We start from the raw sequence: 15,710 nt of genomic DNA, 5'->3' as shown, positions 1-15,710 counted from the left end.
ATCTAATCCTCCCATCCTGGCACGGGTTCGTCGCCTGTTTCGCCGGGGGCGAAGATGAGCGCCGACTTGGCGGTTGGGACGGGCGGGACAACGGGACACTCCCTAAAGGGAGTTGTCCCGCCTGTCCCGGTGTCCCGGTCCCGTCCCGCCGGTTGTCCCGGCACTGTCCCGGCAAGGTGGTGCGTGATCCACGCCCATTCCTCCCAAACCCGCACAACTCCGGCGTTTCTCAGCGCTGGGAGGGCGCGATTGAAGGCACGCTTTCCCGTGTCCCGGTTATGTCCCGCCCCTGTCCCGGCAGCGGAAATCGACTTGTCCCGCCACGCATCGAGCGACGCGACCTTGCCGACCCGTCCGCGGTCGATTGCCCCCTCGGGAATGGCGGTCGGGATCTGCGTTCCCTCGGTCTCGAGGAGCTCGCCTAGTTGCTCGTAAACGAGGCGGTTGCCGGCGCTGAGCTTGCCAACGGCCATGGCGAATGGATCGCGGACGCGGTTGGTGTCGATCTCGGTGGGTTCAACTACGCAAGACGTTACCGTTTCGCCGTCCTCATCCTCACCAAGCTCGACGACGCGCAGGTTGAACAGCATTCGCTCGCCAAGCTCGCCGTCCTTCTGCTTGGTCACTTCGGCCCGCTTCGTCGCGCCAGCCTCGATGAGCACGACGGTGTCGACGCCGCCCTTCAAGCTGCTGTGGCCTCGCGGCTCGGTGCTTTCGGCATCCTTGGGGCGGTGATGCACCGGAACCACGCAGCACGAGAATTCAGCCGACAGCCGCTGGCAGTTGCTGACGTAGGTGGCCATGTCGTCGGTGTTCTCCTTGCCCGCGCCGAAGGTCTTCGACAGCGTGTCGATGACGATCAGAACCGGCTCAGCATCGAACGCCGCCGCTTCCGCGCGCACCGTTGCGGCAAGGGCCTTCACGTCGGCGTCAGGGGCCTGCAGGTCGATCGGGCAAGGGATCAGGCTGAAGGGAATATCGCCTTCAACTTCGTGGTGCCGGCGGAAGGCAACGATGCGATTGCGCAAGCCGCTGACGCCCTCGGCACCAACATAAATCACCAGCCCCTGCCGAACCTTGCGCCCCAGCCAATCCCAGCCGAGCGCGATGTGCAGCGCCCCGTCGAGCACGAAGAAGGTCTTTCCGCTGCCGGGATGCCCGTAGAACAACGCCAGGCCAGACGCAGGCAGCAGTCGCTTCACCAACCACAACCCGCTGAGCTGGGGTTGTATGTCCGAGAAGCGTTCTATCGGCAGCAAGCGATAGTCGTCGGGTTCGGTCGCGAACTTTGCGGCGGCCCTCATAGCTCCACCTTTCCACGCTCGAGGTTGCGGGCGGCTTCGACCATCAGCCAAATCGCCATGCGGATGTGCAACAGCGCGTGTGTCGAATGCCCCGACAGTGCCGCCAGCGTTCCGATGCGCGCGGCTTCGGCAAGGACGGGATAAGCGTCCGGTCGGCATCGATTGCACCCTGCCGCCGCCTGGTCGCGTAGCTTCATGATCTCGACGCGCGTGCCGATCGCCATATCGTCGATGTTCGGCAGATGGGTGCGGATCGAGGCGCGATAGGCGTCCTCGTCCGGTGCTACCGGGAACACGTCAGCAAGCGTGATCTTTGCGGGCGCGTTCATGCCGCGTCCCCGATCGAATCGAGCTGGTTGATATGGAAGGGCCGCATATGGCGCTCGCCAGGACGGACATAGGCAACGGGCAGCCGATGCTTGCACCACGCCTGAGAGACGACCGCCTTCGCCTCGTCATGGCTTGCGCCGACGTAGAGCCAGTCCGGTTTCTTCCAGACACCGTATCGGCGCTCCATCAGGGCGACGCTCCATTGGCCACCGATCGTTTGCCGCAAGACGAGCGACCTGATCACCGCCAAGCGCGGCGATCGGCCAGTCGAAGCGCGCGCAGCACGGGCGCGGAACCAGTCGGTCGCCGGATAGACATGCGCGCTCATGCCGCGTGTCCCCCGTCAAAGTTATCGCGCGGCCAAAATTTGCCCGGTCCAAAATCTGGATCAATGATGCCTACGTGATCCCAGATCAGCAGACGTCCGTGGCGCCACGAAGCCGAATTCGCCATTTCGATCGCATCGGCTGCCGCACCATCGCTGAACACTTTCAGGCAATGCCAAGGGTCGCGATGGCTGGGGCCTCGTGGACCGGCCAATGCGACGTACAGGTCATTGGAAATGCCGCGAGTGATCTCGACGATCTCGTACCGACCAGCGGCCGGCGGGAGCTCGAAGGGGATGATCTCGGCGCTCATTTGGCACCGACCTGTGCGAACTGACGCAACCGATGCTGGCGGGTTGTATCCGGAAGGTCCCTCGACCGGATCGGCCCTGCGGTTTCAGTCCCCGCGGGGCCTTTTCGCTTTTTGGGGGGCGACCCCTTTCTAATAATGGACACCGGTCACGCCGCTTCGACTAGTTGGCGAATGCTGTCGGTTCGAATGAGCGTGCGCCGGCCAAGCTTGACCCGCTTCAGATGGCCTTCAGCCATCAGCTCGTAAATCTTGGTGGTGCCGATGCCGAGGACGCGCTTGGCTTCCTCGACCGATACGGTGATTGGTTCCATTTCTTCTCTCCGGCGACCGGCGAAAGCCAGCGACGAAGAGCGTTATTGAAATTAGCGGCCCAACTATCGCCGCGAAATACCGCGAAATACGGCGAAATTGATTTCGCTAGGACCGCATTCGATCGATTGTGCGCCTTATCAGATCGTTGGTTTGTCGGGGATCAGGCCCCTCTATCCCACGTAGGGCTAGCCGATTTGCGATAGCATTATGCACGGACGCGATTTCACCTGTGGTCTGAACCGGAAGACCGAACTCGTGAAAATACATCGCAAGCTCTTCCGCGAAGTCCGGCCAAGATGCCTTCGGTGGACGCCCCGGGGATCGTTTTCGATCGACTGACGGGGCCGATAGCGACGACCCGCTACGCCCAAGCTCGGCGGCCAACGACGCAATACCATCCTCTTCGAACTTCATGCCGGACACCACCAATACGCGCCCGCGGATGCTGGTTAGCGACCGGAATTCTCCAGTCTTCCAAGCGGCCAGCGGCCATGGCCCCTTCATCCAGAACTCGCTGGGCACCGACGCTTCCTTGTACCAGGGCCCGCCCCCGTCTTCATCGTAGATCAGGATACGGTTCGCATCATATTCCAGCGATGCCGCCTGCGCGCGAAGAACGATCGCGTCTGACGCTTCTTCGAAAGGCACGCCAGCTTCCAACATCGACTCGATCGCCGCTTTAGATGTGACGTATTTCATACGCCCTCCACGGTCAGCGAGCACGTTGAGCTCCCTTCAGGAGCGCGATATCGCGATCACCCTCGCCGTCCAGAAACTCGCCCCAAGCCATCATTAGTTCCGCTCGCTGCTCGAGGTACATGGTGCGACGGTAGGCGGCCTCCACCTTGTTCTCGGGCAAATGAGCCAGAGCGACTTCGGCCACCTCGCCTGGTACATGCTTCATTCGTTCGGCGCACCAATCGCGAAACGTTGACCGCATGCCGTGGACGGTGGCCACCCCGCCGCCCATCTCCTTCAGCGCCTTTGTCATGGTGGCGCCCGATATTGGGCCACCGCGACCGGGGAAGATCAGATCGGTTGGCTTCGAAGGCACAAGCTGCTCCATCTCACGCAGGACTGCCGCTGCCTGGGAGCTGAGTGGGACGGTGTGAGGCAGGCCGGCCTTCATCCTTTCGCCGGGAATTGACCATGTCCCTAGAAGCATGTCGATTTCCCCCCACGTCGCGCCCCGTGTCTCGCCCGATCGGGCGGCAGTGAGGATGGTGAATTCCAAAGCCCGCCGCCCGACCGACATTTCCGCGTCTCGCAGGTTCCGCATGAACATGGCGGCATTGACGTACGGCATCGCCGCGTAGTGCTTCCGTGGCTTGCTGTTGGTCTTGGTCCGCTTCGGCAGGCCCCCGGCTATCGCCTTGGTCGGCGCTTCAGCCGGTCGCCACCGTTCAGCGTGGGCATGGTTCAGCACAGTGATGACGCGTTGGCGCACCCGCATGGCGGTCTCCGGCTTTTCTAGCCAGATTGGCATCAGTACCCCAATCACGTCCGCAGCCTCGATCGTGTCGATCCGCATGTCGCCGATCCGGTTGAAGGCATACTCGCGAAGGGTCTGGATCCACTGGGCCGCGTGCTTGGCGTTCTTCCAGCTCGACAGGTGCTTCGTGTGATAGGCCTCGGCAGCCTTTCGAAACGAGGGAATGACCGCGCGCAGCTTCTTCCATTCGTAGGCGGGGTCTAGCCCTTCCTTCGCCCACTTGCGCCCCTGCGCCGCCTTCTCACGAGCTTCGGCGAGCGTGATGACCGACGTGGAGCCGAGCCCGATATCCCGACGTTTGCCATCCACCTGTACCCGGAGCACCCAAGCCTTCGCACCAGTTGGCTTGACGACCAGGCATAGTCCTTTACCATCTACATGCCGACCGGGCTTGGCATGCTTCACCTTTAGCGCCGTTAGCCTATCCGCCAGCATCCAAACCGCTCCCACAACCGATACCACATTCTTAACCGGCTGTGGGCGAACGTCAACGGTAGAACGCGAATAGAACACGCACGTATTTCCGCCGCTTTTCGGAGCCGCGCGGATGGTGGCGACGGTCAACGAAGGCTAATTCGGCGGACACCCTCTCCGCCAGCCGCGGCGCCGATCGTGGTTCGATCGTCACCGCGCGATGGTCAGGCGGCCACCCGGATGTCGGTGGCGTGCGCCGGGTACGGCGCGATCTTGGTTTCATCGATCGTGCCGCCGGCCAGCTGGCTGGCGAAGCCGTGGTTGACGTCGCGGTGATGCGCTTCGTCGGCGCGCACCACCAGTACGACGTCGCGCAGCGTCGCATCGTCTGCCATCTGCCAATAATGTTTGGCGATCGCGGGCGCTGGCACGTTGACCGAGCGGCCTTCGTCGATTTCCTTGAGGTACATGGTGTAGCTGATCACCGCCTCCTCCTCGAAATAGCCGACCACGCGGTGCGCGGTACGCGACGACAGCAGGTACAGGATCGAGAATCCGACCAGGAACACCCCCTGCACCCCCAGGATCACCATCCGCTCGAACCAGGTCGGCTTGGCGATCTCGATGAAGGTCATCAGGTGCATCCGCTCGTTCTCGGCCTCTTCCATCAGCGTGCGGATCCAGCCTTCGTCGTCGCGCATCCAGCGCAGGCACGTCAGATGCGTGAACATCGCCCCGACCATCCCGGGCACCGCGGCGACGGTCTCGAGCACGATCGCGCGATGGCCGTAGCGCTTGGCGAAGAAGGTGTCGGCCGTCAGCCGCAGCAGTTTGGTGAAGCCGAGCGCGAAGTGATCCGAGAAGCCCGAGGGGATGTGATGGATCTGGGGTTGCGCCTCACGCTCGTCGTGCAGGGCTTGGGGACTGGGCATAAGGATGGTGTTGGTCATGCGGGAGCCTTTCGGGGGAATGTCAGAGCGCGGCGGAAAGCGGCAGCTTGCGCTCGACCAGCACCAGCGAGGAATCGTTGGGATAGGCGCGCGCGGTGAAGCCCATCTCGCGTTCGAGATCGATCGCGGCGTGGTTGGCGTAGCTCTCGATCGATTGGAGCGTCTGGACGCCGCGGGCTTCGGCATAGCGCGCGACGTGCGCGAGCAGCGCCCAGCTGATGCCGCGCTGCTTATAATCCGATCGAATGCTGATCGCGACCTCGCCGACCTCTAGGGCGGCATCGCAGGCGAGCATCGCCGCGGCGATCACCGTCACGCCATCGTCGGCGAAGGCGAGGAAGGTTTCGGACCGGTAGTGATCGACGCGGACCATCGCCGCCAGCCGGTCGGGTCCGACGACGGCCAGCCCGGTCAGGAAGCGGAACCGCAGGTCCTCGGGCGTGACGTGGGTGAAGAACTCGGCGAGCGCCGCCTCGTCGCGATCGGTCACCGTGCGCACCAGGAACCGGTGCCCGGTCCGGGTCTCCAGGTCTGCGTTGCCGTGCGGGGTCATGCGATTCTCCGGGGTTGCACGACAACGGTGTCGGCTTCACCGGGGCCAGTGCACCGCATCGGGCCGGCACTCTATGCGTAGAACCCCGCATGGTGCCGTCAGGCTGAATCGCGCTTCATGCCCTCCATCGCGTCCTCGAGCGCCTTCGACGACCGCTTGAGCGCGTCCCGCTCTTCGTCGGTCAGTTCGGGCAGGACCTGGCGTTCGATGCCGCCCGCCCCGACCAGGCACGGCAAGCTCATATAGGTACCGCCGAACCCGCTATCGTCCGCTGGCATCGTGGAGACGGGCAGTACCGACCGTTCGTCGCGCAGCACCGCTTCGCAGATGCGGACGATGGCGGTGGCGATGCCGAACGAGGTGTATCCCTTGCCGGTGGCGATACGATAGCCGGCCTCGCGCACCTCGGTGGCGATTGCGGCGCGGTCGAGCGGCGGTTCGGCGGCGGCGAAGGTATCCAATGGCAGGCCGCCGACACGGATTGTCGAAAAGACGGCGACTTCGCTGTCGCCATGCTCGCCGAGCACGAAACCCTCGACGGCCGAAGGCGCAACGTCGAACCTTTCGGCGAGCGTCTGACGCAGCCGCGCCGAATCGAGCAGCGTGCCGGTGCCGATCACGCGTTCGGGCGGCAGCCCCGACGCGCGCAGCGCAACCTGCGCCATCAGGTCGACGGGGTTCGCTGCGACCAGCAATATGCCGTCGAAGCCGTTATCCATCAACGATGCCACGCATTGCTCGACGATCGCCGCGCTGCGCGAGGCGACCGACAACCGGCTTTCATCGCCATGCGTCGCCGCGCCCGCGGTGAGCACCGCGATCCCCGCGCTGGCGGCATCGGCATAATCACCCGCCCAGATTCTCGCGGGGCGTGCCAAGGCATCGGCGTCGGCCAGGTCGGCGGCTTCGGCCTCGGCCAGTTCTTGATTCGCATCGATCAGGACGATTTCGCGGACGAGGGCACGCAGCATGAGGGCATAGGCTGCGGTCGCGCCGACATGGCCCGCGCCGATGATCGCGATTCGATGGGTCAAGGCTCGTTCCTTCGGTGGTTGCCGCATTCAACGCGCCGGTCCGGCGCACGATCCGGACATAGTGGTTTCCCGCATATCGGTGGCGCGCCGGATGCCTAAGGGTCCGAGCGGTCGCGCGATCCGTGCGGAGGCCTCGGGAACGCCATGCCTGTCACCAAAGACACCGCCGCCGAGATGCACGGCCTCACGTCCGCCGAGGCTGCCGCACGGCTGCTGGCCGAAGGGCCGAACGAACTGCCGCGCACCGGCGATCGTTCGGTGCTGCGCATCGCCCGCGACGTGCTCAAGGAGCCGATGCTCGCGCTGCTCCTGGCGGGCGGCGTCGCCTATCTCTTGCTCGGCAGCCTGGGCGAAGCACTGATCCTGCTCGCCTTCGCAACCTTCTCGGTGGTGGTTACGATCGTGCAGGAAACGCGGACCGAGCATGTGCTCGAAGCGCTTCGCGACCTGTCGGCGCCCAGCGCGCGTGTCGTCCGGAACGGCGAACAGCGCGCGATTCCGGGCCGCGAAGTCGTGCGCGGCGACCTGCTGCTGCTCGAACCGGGCGACCGGATCGCCGCCGACGCGCTGCTGCAATCGGCGATCGACCTGCAGGTCGATGAATCGCTGCTCACCGGCGAATCGGTCGCGGTGGGCAAGCTGGCATCGGCAGCGCCCGGGGATCACCGCCCGGGCGGTGAGGACCAGCCCTTTATCTATTCGGGATCGATGGTCACGCGCGGCAGCGGGTCTGCGCTGGTCACCGCGACCGGCGCAGCTACCGAGATCGGTCGGATCGGCCAATCGCTCGCAAGCCTCGATACCGAGGCGCCGCGGCTGCGCATCGAAACCGCGCACATCGTCCGGCTATGCGCGATCGGCGGCGCTTTGGTAGCGAGCGCGGTGATCCTACTCTACGGGCTGCTCCGCGGCGGCTGGATCGACGCCGTGCTCGCGGGAATCGCGATCGGCATGGCGATGCTGCCCGAGGAGTTCCCCGTCGTGCTGACGATCTTCCTGGCGATGGGCGCCTGGCGCATCGGCCAGGCGGGCGTGCTGACCCGGCGCGCCGCGGCGATCGAGACGCTGGGATCGGCGACGATCCTGTGCACCGACAAGACCGGCACGCTGACGGAAAACCGCATGGCGGTCGCCACGCTTTGGCTGCCCGACGGTTCGACGCTGACGCCGCTCGCCGACATCGCGGTGGGCGAACCGTTCGAGGCGCTGCTCAAGGCAGGTACGCTCGCGAGCGCGCCGCACCCGGTCGACCCGATGGAAGTCGCGATCGCCGCGGTACAGCCGCCCTCCCCCAGCGACGCCGTGCTCGTCCATGGCTACGGCCTTCGCCCCGACCTGTTCGCCATGGCCAATGTCTGGCGATCGGGCGATGCCGCAGCGACCGTCGCCGCCAAGGGCGCACCCGAGGCGATCGCCGATCTCTGTCGCCTGCCCTACGAAGCCCGCGAAAGGCTGCTCGCCGCGGTCAACATGATGGCCGCGCGCGGGCTTCGCGTCCTGGCGGTCGCATCGGCCACCGCCAGCGACACCGCGCTACCTGAGGACCTCCACGCCTTCGCTTTCGAGCTGCTCGGCCTGATCGGGCTCGCCGATCCCGTTCGACCGGGGATTGCCGAGGCGGTGTCGGCCTTCCGCGCCGCCGGGCTGCGCGTGGTCATGATCACCGGCGACTATGCCACCACCGCGCGCGCGATCGCCACCCAGGCGGGGATCGCGCGCGGCGAGGTCGTCACCGGCGCCCAACTCGCCGCGATCGACGATGCCGACCTCGCCCGCCGGCTGCCTGCAATCGCGGTGTTCGCGCGGATCATGCCCGAACAAAAGCTGCGCATCGTCGAAGCCTTCAAGGCCGCGGGCGAAATCGTCGCGATGACCGGCGACGGCGTCAACGATGCGCCGTCGCTCAAATCGGCGCATATCGGCATCGCGATGGGCAAGCGCGGCACCGATGTCGCGCGCGAAGCCTCGGCGATCGTGCTGCTCGACGACGATTTCGCCGCGGTCGTATCGGCGATCGGGCTGGGCCGCCGGATCTACGACAATATCCGCAAGGCGATGGCGTTCATCTTCGCGATCCATGTGCCGATCGCCGGCCTTGCCCTGCTCCCGCTGGCGCTTGGCCTGCCGATCCTGTTCGGCCCGATCCACATCGCGTTGCTCGAAATGGTGATCGATCCGGTCTGCGCGCTCGTGTTTGAGGCCGAGCGTGCCGAGGAGGACAGCATGCGCCGACCCCCGAGACCCGCGAGCGAACGGCTCTTCTCGCTCCCGATGATCGCGTGGAGCGTAACCCAGGGCGGCATCGCCTTCGCCTTGCTAGCGGGCTTGTTCGTCATCGAAAGCCACGTCGGCATGCCCGAACAAGAGGTGCGCGCGCTCATCTTCTTCGCATTGCTCGCCTCGATGGTTGCGCTGATCTTGGTGAACCGGTCCTACGGCACCTCATTGCGCGCGATGTTCGGCCAGCAGAACAAGGCGCTGCGCTATGTGTTGGCGACGCTGGTGGCGGTGACGCTGTTGATCCTCTTCGTCGCGCCGCTGCAGACGCTGCTCCGCTTCGAGCAGCTTCACGCGAGCGACCTCGGCGTTGCGCTGGCGGTTGGCGTAGTGCTGCTCGCGATCCTCGAACTGCTCAAGCCCGCGGCAAATCGCGCGATCCTAGAGCACCAGCGTGCCCGCATCGGCTAGGTAATGTTCCGCGGTTCGCCCCAGCACCACGACCGATAGAGTGCGCGAATGGCAATCGCTCGGTTCCCCCTGATGACAGGCGGCGCGCTCGCGCTGCTCCTTGCGATGGGGTTGCCCGCGCCCGCGATGGCGGGGCTGCAGGTAACCGACACGCCGCTCACCATCGCCGATGCGGTCGCGCGACTTAAGCCCGGCGAATATATCTGGACCCCGCAGGTGTCGCCCGCCGGCCCGGTGATGATCGTCGTTAGCCTCGCCCGGCAGCGCGCCTATGTCTATCGCAACGGCGTCATCATCGGGGTGTCGACCGCATCGACTGGTACGCCGGCCAACGCGACGCCGACGGGGGTGTTCACAATCCTGCAAAAAGAGGTCGACCACGTGTCGAACCTGTACGACGACGCGCCGATGCCGTTCATGCAGCGGCTCACCTGGGGCGGAGTCGCGCTCCACGCGGGCAAGATACCGGGCTATCCGGCATCGCATGGCTGCATCCGCCTGCCCACAGCCTTCGCCCGGCTGTTATACGGGGTCACCACGCGCGGAATGACGGTGATCATCACCGACCGCGTCGCGGTCCCGCGAGTTGCCCCTGCGGTCGATCTCTTCGCTGCCGGCGGCGCCGAGATCGCAGCGCCCACCGCGCCCGAGTGGCAATGGCTCGATTCGATCGCCGCCTCGGGGCCGGTATCGGTGGTCGTCAGTGCAGCCGATCAACGGCTGCTGGTGCTGCGCAACGGCAAGCCGATCGGGTCGGCGCCGATCGTACTGCGGCGCCCGGTCGACAGGACCACCGCCTATACGATGGCGGCGGCAGATGGTGGCACCCCGAAATGGTCGCGCGTCGCGCTGCCGTGGGACGGGGCGGCCGATGCGCCGCCCACCGAAGGCGACGATCGCGATCCGGTCATCCTCGACGAACGCTTCCGGCAGGCGCTCGTCAAAATCCTTGCCCCCGGTACCACGGTGGTGGTCACCGCCGATACGCTGCAATCGGGCAGCGCGGGTGAAGCGCTGGCGGTGCTCAGCAGCGAATGACGCCGAACGGGCGGGTGCCCAAGCCGACTCAGTCGATCAGCGCGCTGGTCACCCGCATCAGCGCGCCGCCGATACCCCCCATCGCGAAGTCGGGATCGGATCGCTGGCCGGGATCGAGCCGCATCGACATCCGCGCGTCGACTGCGGCGCTCGGGGCACCGCGGCGTTGCTGGCGATAGTCGAGATTGCTGATGTCGAGGATACGGTCGCCCGGCATCGGATCGAGCGCGCCATCGGCGGACGATGCGATACGCAGCGTTTCGGCAACTCTCGCCTCACGACCGGTGACGCGAAACGCGGCGATCGCGTCGCGTAGCTGCTGCCGCTCGATAGGTTCGAAATCACCGGAGGCGGGCGCAAGCGCGACCGAAGATGCGACGCCCGACGCCGTTGCCGATGCCAGCACCGCGGCCTTGTTGTGCTGCGGATCGTCCTCGGGAGCAGGTGACGCCAGCAGCGCCAATGCCATTCCCGCGATCATGCCTGCCACCATCCAAGCCTCCGACCACGATTATGGCCGGATCATGGCGGGTTTGGCGCGGGGTGGAAAGCGATTCGTGTCGCGAGCGGCAAGGCGCGCGAGCGGCGGCGAAGGCATTGCCTCCGCGCCGAGCCCGCGCGCCCTGACGCCGCAGCCTGGTGTCAGGCTTCCTTCTTGGCGCGAAGCGAAAGCCCGCCACCGAAACGCTTGTTGAAGCGTGCCACCTGGCCGCCCGCATCGAGCAGGCGCTGGTTGCCACCGGTCCATGCCGGATGCGCCAGCGGATCGATTTCCAGCTGCATCAGGTCGCCTTCCTTGCCCCAGGTCGAGCGGGTCTCGAACACGGTGCCGTCGGTCATCTGGACCTTGATCATGTGGTAGTCGGGGTGGGTATCTTTCTTCACGTCGAATTCTCCGAGGTCATGCCGCTGGTTTCCGACCAGTAGCGAAGGCGCGGCCCCTAGCAGAGCCGCGCCGTTGGTGCAATCTTCAGTCCCGGTGCGTCAGGCGGGCTTGGGCGGGTCGGCGATCATCGCGGTGAAGTTGGCGGTCGCCGCCACCTGATCACCCAGCATCGCGCGGCCGGCGAACTTGCATACGCTCGACCGCTTCTGGACGAACTCGACCTCGAGCGTCAGCAGCACGCCGGGCTCGACGGGCTTGCGGAACTTCGCTTCCTCGATCGCCATGAAATAGACCAGCTTGCCCGATCCTGCGAGCCCCAGGCTTTCGACCGCAAGGATGCCCGCGGCCTGCGCGAGCGCCTCGACGATCAGCACGCCCGGCATGATCGGTCGCCCAGGGAAATGCCCTTGGAAAAAGCCTTCGTTGATCGTCACCGCCTTGATCGCGCGGATCGACCGGTCGGGGACCAATTCCTCGACGCGGTCGACCAGCAGCATCGGATAGCGATGCGGAAGCGCCGCCATCACCCGCCCGATATCGAGCGGGCCGATCGCGGCCTTGGCTTCAGCCGCCTCGCTCATCGGCCCCGGGGGGCGGCAGGAGCAGGTGCGGCTGCGGCAGGCGCTGCGGCAGGCGCCGGCTGGCCCTGCTGGCCGGGCTGCCAATTGGCGGGCGGCGTGATCGTCACGCTGGGAACCAGGCGGTTCAGTTCGGTCGTCACGTCGGCGGTGATGTCGTTCGACGGCTGGGTGTACAGCGCGGCGTCGGGACGCAGCAGCAGCGTGACCTTCTTGCGCGCGACCGCGGCGTTGACCGCGGCAGGAAGCTGCGCGCTGATCTGCTCGACGACATAGGCGCGCGCGCGCGATGCCGGTGCGGTCAGCCGCTGCAGCTCGGCATTGGCCGCCTGCTCGCGCTGCTGGATCGTCGTCGCCTGGGTGCGAAGCGTCGCTTCGTTGGCGTTGGGTGCCGCACGCGCGGTTTCGAACGCAGTCACCAGCGGGCGCAGTTCGTTCTGCAGCGCGGTCTGGCGGGCCTGTGCCTGGTCGAGCTGCGCCTTGTAGGTCGTCTGGATCTGCGACTGCGCGGTGCGCCAAGCGTTGCTCTGGGCGACCGCGCCCTCGGGGTTGGCGACGGCGATCCCACCGGTCTGCGCGGCAGCCGGAACGGGCATTGCGGCGATAGCGACGGGCGCGGCGGCGAGTAGCAGGGTTTTGAACATGGTCATGATACGGGTCCTTGATCGAAAGATGATGATGGGGGTCAGAAGCCGGCGCCGACGTTGAAGGTCAACAGCTTGGGATCGTCGCCGTCGATCGAAATGATGTCCTTCGCCAGATCGATCCGGAGCGGACCGAAGGGCGAGTTCCAGTTCACGCCGATACCCACGGTGATGCGCGGCTTGATCGAATCGCCGACGAAGCGCTCGAGGAACGGCGTGGTGGTGTTGACCGCCGCGCTGTTCTGTTCGGTGCCTACGCAAGGGGCGCCAGCCGTATCGGCATAGCCGGTGCTACAGGTCGTCGATCGCTGGCCGGGAACGCCGTTGCTCGTGAAGGTATTGATGAACAGCGGCGCGCCTTCGCTGTTTCGGATCGGTGTCGTCGCGGGCAGCAGGTTCGGCGAGCCATCGACGTTGAACAGCGGATTACCGCTCGAATCGGTGGCCTGGGTGAAGGTGATCGTCGGCAAAGGCCGCGTGACGTTGAACAACGCACCCGCCATCACATACACCGAAGGCCGAAGCCCCAGTTCCTGCGCGCCCGAGCCCAAGGGGATCTCGACCTCGGCCTTGGTGAGGTAATAGCCCTTGCCGCCGATCGCGTCGTCGACGATCTGGTCGCGGTCGGTGACCAGGATGGTGTTGCCGTCCTCGTCGGTGGTGAACGGGATACGCTGGACGCGCGGACCGACGCCGCGGATGTCGAAACCGCGGAACTGCGGTTCGCCAAGGTAGAAGCGGTCGATGATCCGCACCGGATCGATCCCGGGCCCACGGCTGTCCTCGAGCGCCTTGATGTAGCCGCCCTGCGCCGCGGTCGACAGGATGAACCCACCGCCCATGTTGAAATATTTGATGCCATCGACGCGCGCGCGGACATAGCGGACATCGCCGCCGAGCCCTGCGAAATCGGCGCCGATCAGCAGCCGCTGGCCCGCGGTCGGGCGAAGCCGGCTGTTGAGGCTGTCATACACCACCGATGCGCCGACCAACGACGTGATCCGGTTACCGAGCTGTTCGCAAAGGAATCGCCCGGCGCGCAGCGGATCGCACTGGCCGTTGGTGAAGAAGGTCGATTCGTCGAGCGACACATCGTCCTGCTGCAGATTGTAGCGGCCCGACAGTGACCAATATTCGGTCAGCGGGATGCCGGCGACGATGTTGAAGCCCGTCGATACCTGTGCGTAGGTGGTGTTGCGCTCGTTGCCGACGAAATTGAAGTTGCTGAAATCGCGGCGGAACACGGTGCCGCCAAGCGCGATGTTCTTGTCGAAGAGATAGGGTTCGGTGAACCCCGCCTCGATCGACTTCGAATAGCTCGAATAATTGACCTGGAGCCGCAGATCCTGCCCCTTGCCGCGGAAATTACGCTGGCGGATCGAGCCCTGCAGGATGAAGCGCTCGAGGCTCGAGAAACCCGCCGAGAGCGTGAGCTCGCCGGTCGAGCGTTCCTCGACGTTCGAGGTCAGGATGACGCGGTCGGGGGTCGATCCCGGCTGCTCCTCGATCTCGAACTTGTCCTGGAAATAGCCGAGCGAATTGATCCGGTCCTGCGATCGCTTGCGCAGGAACGAGTTGTACGCATCGCCCTCGGCGATGCGCATCTCGCGGCGGATCACCTCGTCCTGCGTCTGGGTATTGCCGGTGATCTCGATCCGCTCGACATAGGTCCGCTGGCTCTCGGCGATGTTGAAGGTCAGCCCCATCGTCAGCGTCTCTTCGTCGCGCTGATATTCGGGCCGCACATCGGCAAAGGCATAGCCGAACAGCCCGGCCGCCTCGCTGAGCGAGGTCACCGAATCCTCGACCAGCTTGGCGTTGAACCATTCGCCCTTTTTGATCTGCAGGCTCTTGGCGAGCTGCTCGCCGTTGAAGTCGCGGATGCCGCTGTCGACGGTGACGTCGCCGAACTTATAGCGCGGGCCCTCCTCCACCACATAGGTGATGATGAAGTCTTCCTTGTCGGGGGTCAGCTCGGCGACCGCCGAGATCACCCGGAAATCGGCATAGCCCTCGGTCAGATAATATTGCCGCAGCTTCTGCTGGTCGTAGGCGAGCCGATCCTGGTCGTAGCTCGTCGCCGAACTGAAGAAGCGGAAGAAGCGCGCCTGCTTGGTCGCCATTTCCTTGCGCAGCGCATTGTCGCTGAACTGCTCGTTGCCCAGGATGTTGATCTGGCGGACCTTGGACTTGGGCCCTTCAGCGATCTCGAACACCACGTCGACGCGGTTCTGGTCGAGCACAACCTGCTTGGGCTCGACCACCGCGGCAAAGCGCCCCTGGCGGCGATACAACTCGACGATCCGGCCGACATCGGCGCGCACCGCGGTGCGGGTGAAGATCTGGCGCGGCGCCAGCTTGATCTCGGGGAGGATCTTGTCGCTCTTGAGCCGGCGATTGCCCTCGAGCACGACGCGGTTGATCACCGGGTTCTCGCGGATGCGGACAATCAGGTCGCCGCTCTCGACCCCCTCGATCTGCGCCTCGGCGATCAGGTCGCTGGCGTACAGGTCCTTGATCGCGGCATCGACGCTCTCGTTGGTGTAGGGCTCGCCGACGCGAAGCTTGGTGTACGACAGCACCGTGTCGGGCTCGATCCGCTGCGACCCCAATACGCGAAGCGAGCGGATCGTCCGCGCAGGCTGCGCGACCACGGTCGTGGGAGTCGCGGTCTGCGGCGCACCCTGCGTCGTTACCTGCGGGGCCGGGGCGGGTGCCGCCTGGCCCGGGGTAGGCGCGGGCGCCGGTGTCGAAGGCGCGGTCTGCGCTTCGGCGACGCCCGCCAGCATCGTTCCCGCCAACAGCACCGCCGCAGCCTGTGCGCGATATTTGCTACCCATGATCGCCG

17 protein-coding genes are annotated in these 15,710 nt (G+C 65.5%); 2 read left to right on the top strand and 15 right to left on the bottom strand.

Annotation, left to right across the window (positions count from 1 at the left end):
* Window positions 1–2: 2 nt before the first annotated feature.
* From NMP03_RS04245 to NMP03_RS04200, 10 genes are all read right to left on the bottom strand, one after another.
* Window positions 3–1,304 carry an AAA family ATPase gene (locus NMP03_RS04245; protein ID WP_256507285.1) on the bottom strand — a complete coding sequence of 434 codons (1,302 nt, stop codon included), beginning with the start codon at window positions 1,302–1,304 and terminating at the stop codon, window positions 3–5.
* Window positions 1,301–1,633, bottom strand: coding sequence for a hypothetical protein (locus NMP03_RS04240; RefSeq protein ID WP_256507284.1), 333 nt, complete (start codon window positions 1,631–1,633; stop codon window positions 1,301–1,303). The genes NMP03_RS04245 and NMP03_RS04240 overlap by 4 nt, the downstream gene beginning before the upstream one ends.
* Entirely contained in the window at window positions 1,630–1,962 is a 333-nt protein-coding gene (locus tag NMP03_RS04235) for a hypothetical protein (protein WP_256507283.1), read from the bottom strand. Before NMP03_RS04235 ends, NMP03_RS04240 begins: the two co-directional genes overlap by 4 nt.
* The gene (locus NMP03_RS04230) at window positions 1,959–2,273 is read right to left on the bottom strand and encodes a hypothetical protein (protein WP_256507282.1); all 315 of its coding nucleotides are present in this window, start codon (window positions 2,271–2,273) and stop codon (window positions 1,959–1,961) included. The genes NMP03_RS04235 and NMP03_RS04230 overlap by 4 nt, the downstream gene beginning before the upstream one ends.
* Window positions 2,274–2,419: 146 nt before the next feature.
* Window positions 2,420–2,584: a helix-turn-helix domain-containing protein gene (locus NMP03_RS04225; protein ID WP_256507281.1), complete on the bottom strand. Its 165-nt coding sequence runs from the start codon at window positions 2,582–2,584 to the stop codon at window positions 2,420–2,422.
* Window positions 2,585–2,690: 106 nt separating this feature from the next.
* On the bottom strand, window positions 2,691–3,284 hold the full coding sequence (locus tag NMP03_RS04220; RefSeq protein ID WP_256507280.1) for a hypothetical protein: 594 nt from the start codon (window positions 3,282–3,284) through the stop codon (window positions 2,691–2,693).
* Between the two features lie 13 nt (window positions 3,285–3,297).
* Complete coding sequence (locus tag NMP03_RS04215; RefSeq protein WP_256507279.1) at window positions 3,298–4,641, bottom strand: tyrosine-type recombinase/integrase; 1,344 nt, start codon at window positions 4,639–4,641, stop codon at window positions 3,298–3,300.
* 74 nt (window positions 4,642–4,715) lie between these two features.
* Window positions 4,716–5,423 (bottom strand): alternative oxidase, encoded by a 708-nt coding sequence (locus NMP03_RS04210; protein ID WP_256508002.1) that lies wholly within the window; start codon window positions 5,421–5,423, stop codon window positions 4,716–4,718.
* Between the two features lie 40 nt (window positions 5,424–5,463).
* Window positions 5,464–5,994 carry a GNAT family N-acetyltransferase gene (locus NMP03_RS04205; RefSeq protein WP_256507278.1) on the bottom strand — a complete coding sequence of 177 codons (531 nt, stop codon included), beginning with the start codon at window positions 5,992–5,994 and terminating at the stop codon, window positions 5,464–5,466.
* Between the two features lie 98 nt (window positions 5,995–6,092).
* Window positions 6,093–7,028: an L-lactate dehydrogenase gene (locus NMP03_RS04200; RefSeq protein WP_256507277.1), complete on the bottom strand. Its 936-nt coding sequence runs from the start codon at window positions 7,026–7,028 to the stop codon at window positions 6,093–6,095.
* A 144-nt stretch (window positions 7,029–7,172) separates the two neighbouring features.
* Between NMP03_RS04200 and NMP03_RS04195 the strand changes: the two genes are divergently transcribed.
* Window positions 7,173–9,716 (top strand): cation-translocating P-type ATPase, encoded by a 2,544-nt coding sequence (locus tag NMP03_RS04195; RefSeq protein ID WP_256507276.1) that lies wholly within the window; start codon window positions 7,173–7,175, stop codon window positions 9,714–9,716.
* A gap of 48 nt (window positions 9,717–9,764) precedes the next feature.
* A complete protein-coding gene (locus tag NMP03_RS04190) occupies window positions 9,765–10,754 on the top strand; it encodes a L,D-transpeptidase (RefSeq protein WP_256507275.1) in 990 nt (329 codons plus the stop codon).
* 28 nt (window positions 10,755–10,782) lie between these two features.
* Here the strand turns inward: NMP03_RS04190 and NMP03_RS04185 are convergent, their stop codons facing one another.
* The 5 genes from NMP03_RS04185 to bamA form a co-directional block, all read right to left on the bottom strand.
* A complete protein-coding gene (locus NMP03_RS04185) occupies window positions 10,783–11,235 on the bottom strand; it encodes a hypothetical protein (RefSeq protein WP_256507274.1) in 453 nt (150 codons plus the stop codon).
* A 161-nt stretch (window positions 11,236–11,396) separates the two neighbouring features.
* Complete coding sequence (gene rpmE / locus NMP03_RS04180; protein WP_256507273.1) at window positions 11,397–11,639, bottom strand: 50S ribosomal protein L31; 243 nt, start codon at window positions 11,637–11,639, stop codon at window positions 11,397–11,399.
* A 99-nt stretch (window positions 11,640–11,738) separates the two neighbouring features.
* Complete coding sequence (gene fabZ / locus NMP03_RS04175; protein ID WP_256507272.1) at window positions 11,739–12,221, bottom strand: 3-hydroxyacyl-ACP dehydratase FabZ; 483 nt, start codon at window positions 12,219–12,221, stop codon at window positions 11,739–11,741.
* Window positions 12,218–12,868 (bottom strand): OmpH family outer membrane protein, encoded by a 651-nt coding sequence (locus tag NMP03_RS04170; protein WP_256507271.1) that lies wholly within the window; start codon window positions 12,866–12,868, stop codon window positions 12,218–12,220. Before NMP03_RS04170 ends, fabZ begins: the two co-directional genes overlap by 4 nt.
* A gap of 35 nt (window positions 12,869–12,903) precedes the next feature.
* On the bottom strand, window positions 12,904–15,702 hold the full coding sequence (gene bamA / locus NMP03_RS04165) for an outer membrane protein assembly factor BamA (protein ID WP_256508001.1): 2,799 nt from the start codon (window positions 15,700–15,702) through the stop codon (window positions 12,904–12,906).
* Window positions 15,703–15,710 lie beyond the last annotated feature (8 nt).

The organism is Sphingomonas qomolangmaensis, assembly GCF_024496245.1.
Lineage (GTDB): Bacteria > Pseudomonadota > Alphaproteobacteria > Sphingomonadales > Sphingomonadaceae > Sphingomonas > Sphingomonas qomolangmaensis.
The sequence above is the reverse complement of the archived record's forward strand: the minus strand, read 5'-3'. Positions and strand labels throughout refer to the sequence as shown.

Bases quoted from the DNA above. Each gene is read 5' to 3' on its own strand.
- NMP03_RS04240 (WP_256507284.1), bottom strand. From the start codon at position 1,633: ATGAACGCGCCCGCAAAGATCACGCTTGCTGACGTGTTCCCGGTAGCA.
- fabZ (WP_256507272.1), bottom strand. From the start codon at position 12,221: ATGAGCGAGGCGGCTGAAGCCAAGGCCGCGATCGGCCCGCTCGATATC.
- NMP03_RS04245 (WP_256507285.1), bottom strand. From the start codon at position 1,304: ATGAGGGCCGCCGCAAAGTTCGCGACCGAACCCGACGACTATCGCTTG.
- NMP03_RS04190 (WP_256507275.1), top strand. From the start codon at position 9,765: ATGGCAATCGCTCGGTTCCCCCTGATGACAGGCGGCGCGCTCGCGCTG.
- NMP03_RS04210 (WP_256508002.1), bottom strand. From the start codon at position 5,423: ATGCCCAGTCCCCAAGCCCTGCACGACGAGCGTGAGGCGCAACCCCAG.
- NMP03_RS04185 (WP_256507274.1), bottom strand. From the start codon at position 11,235: ATGATCGCGGGAATGGCATTGGCGCTGCTGGCGTCACCTGCTCCCGAG.
- NMP03_RS04235 (WP_256507283.1), bottom strand. From the start codon at position 1,962: ATGAGCGCGCATGTCTATCCGGCGACCGACTGGTTCCGCGCCCGTGCT.
- bamA (WP_256508001.1), bottom strand. From the start codon at position 15,702: ATGGGTAGCAAATATCGCGCACAGGCTGCGGCGGTGCTGTTGGCGGGA.
- NMP03_RS04205 (WP_256507278.1), bottom strand. From the start codon at position 5,994: ATGACCCCGCACGGCAACGCAGACCTGGAGACCCGGACCGGGCACCGG.
- NMP03_RS04225 (WP_256507281.1), bottom strand. From the start codon at position 2,584: ATGGAACCAATCACCGTATCGGTCGAGGAAGCCAAGCGCGTCCTCGGC.
- NMP03_RS04230 (WP_256507282.1), bottom strand. From the start codon at position 2,273: ATGAGCGCCGAGATCATCCCCTTCGAGCTCCCGCCGGCCGCTGGTCGG.
- NMP03_RS04170 (WP_256507271.1), bottom strand. From the start codon at position 12,868: ATGACCATGTTCAAAACCCTGCTACTCGCCGCCGCGCCCGTCGCTATC.
- NMP03_RS04195 (WP_256507276.1), top strand. From the start codon at position 7,173: ATGCCTGTCACCAAAGACACCGCCGCCGAGATGCACGGCCTCACGTCC.
- NMP03_RS04220 (WP_256507280.1), bottom strand. From the start codon at position 3,284: ATGAAATACGTCACATCTAAAGCGGCGATCGAGTCGATGTTGGAAGCT.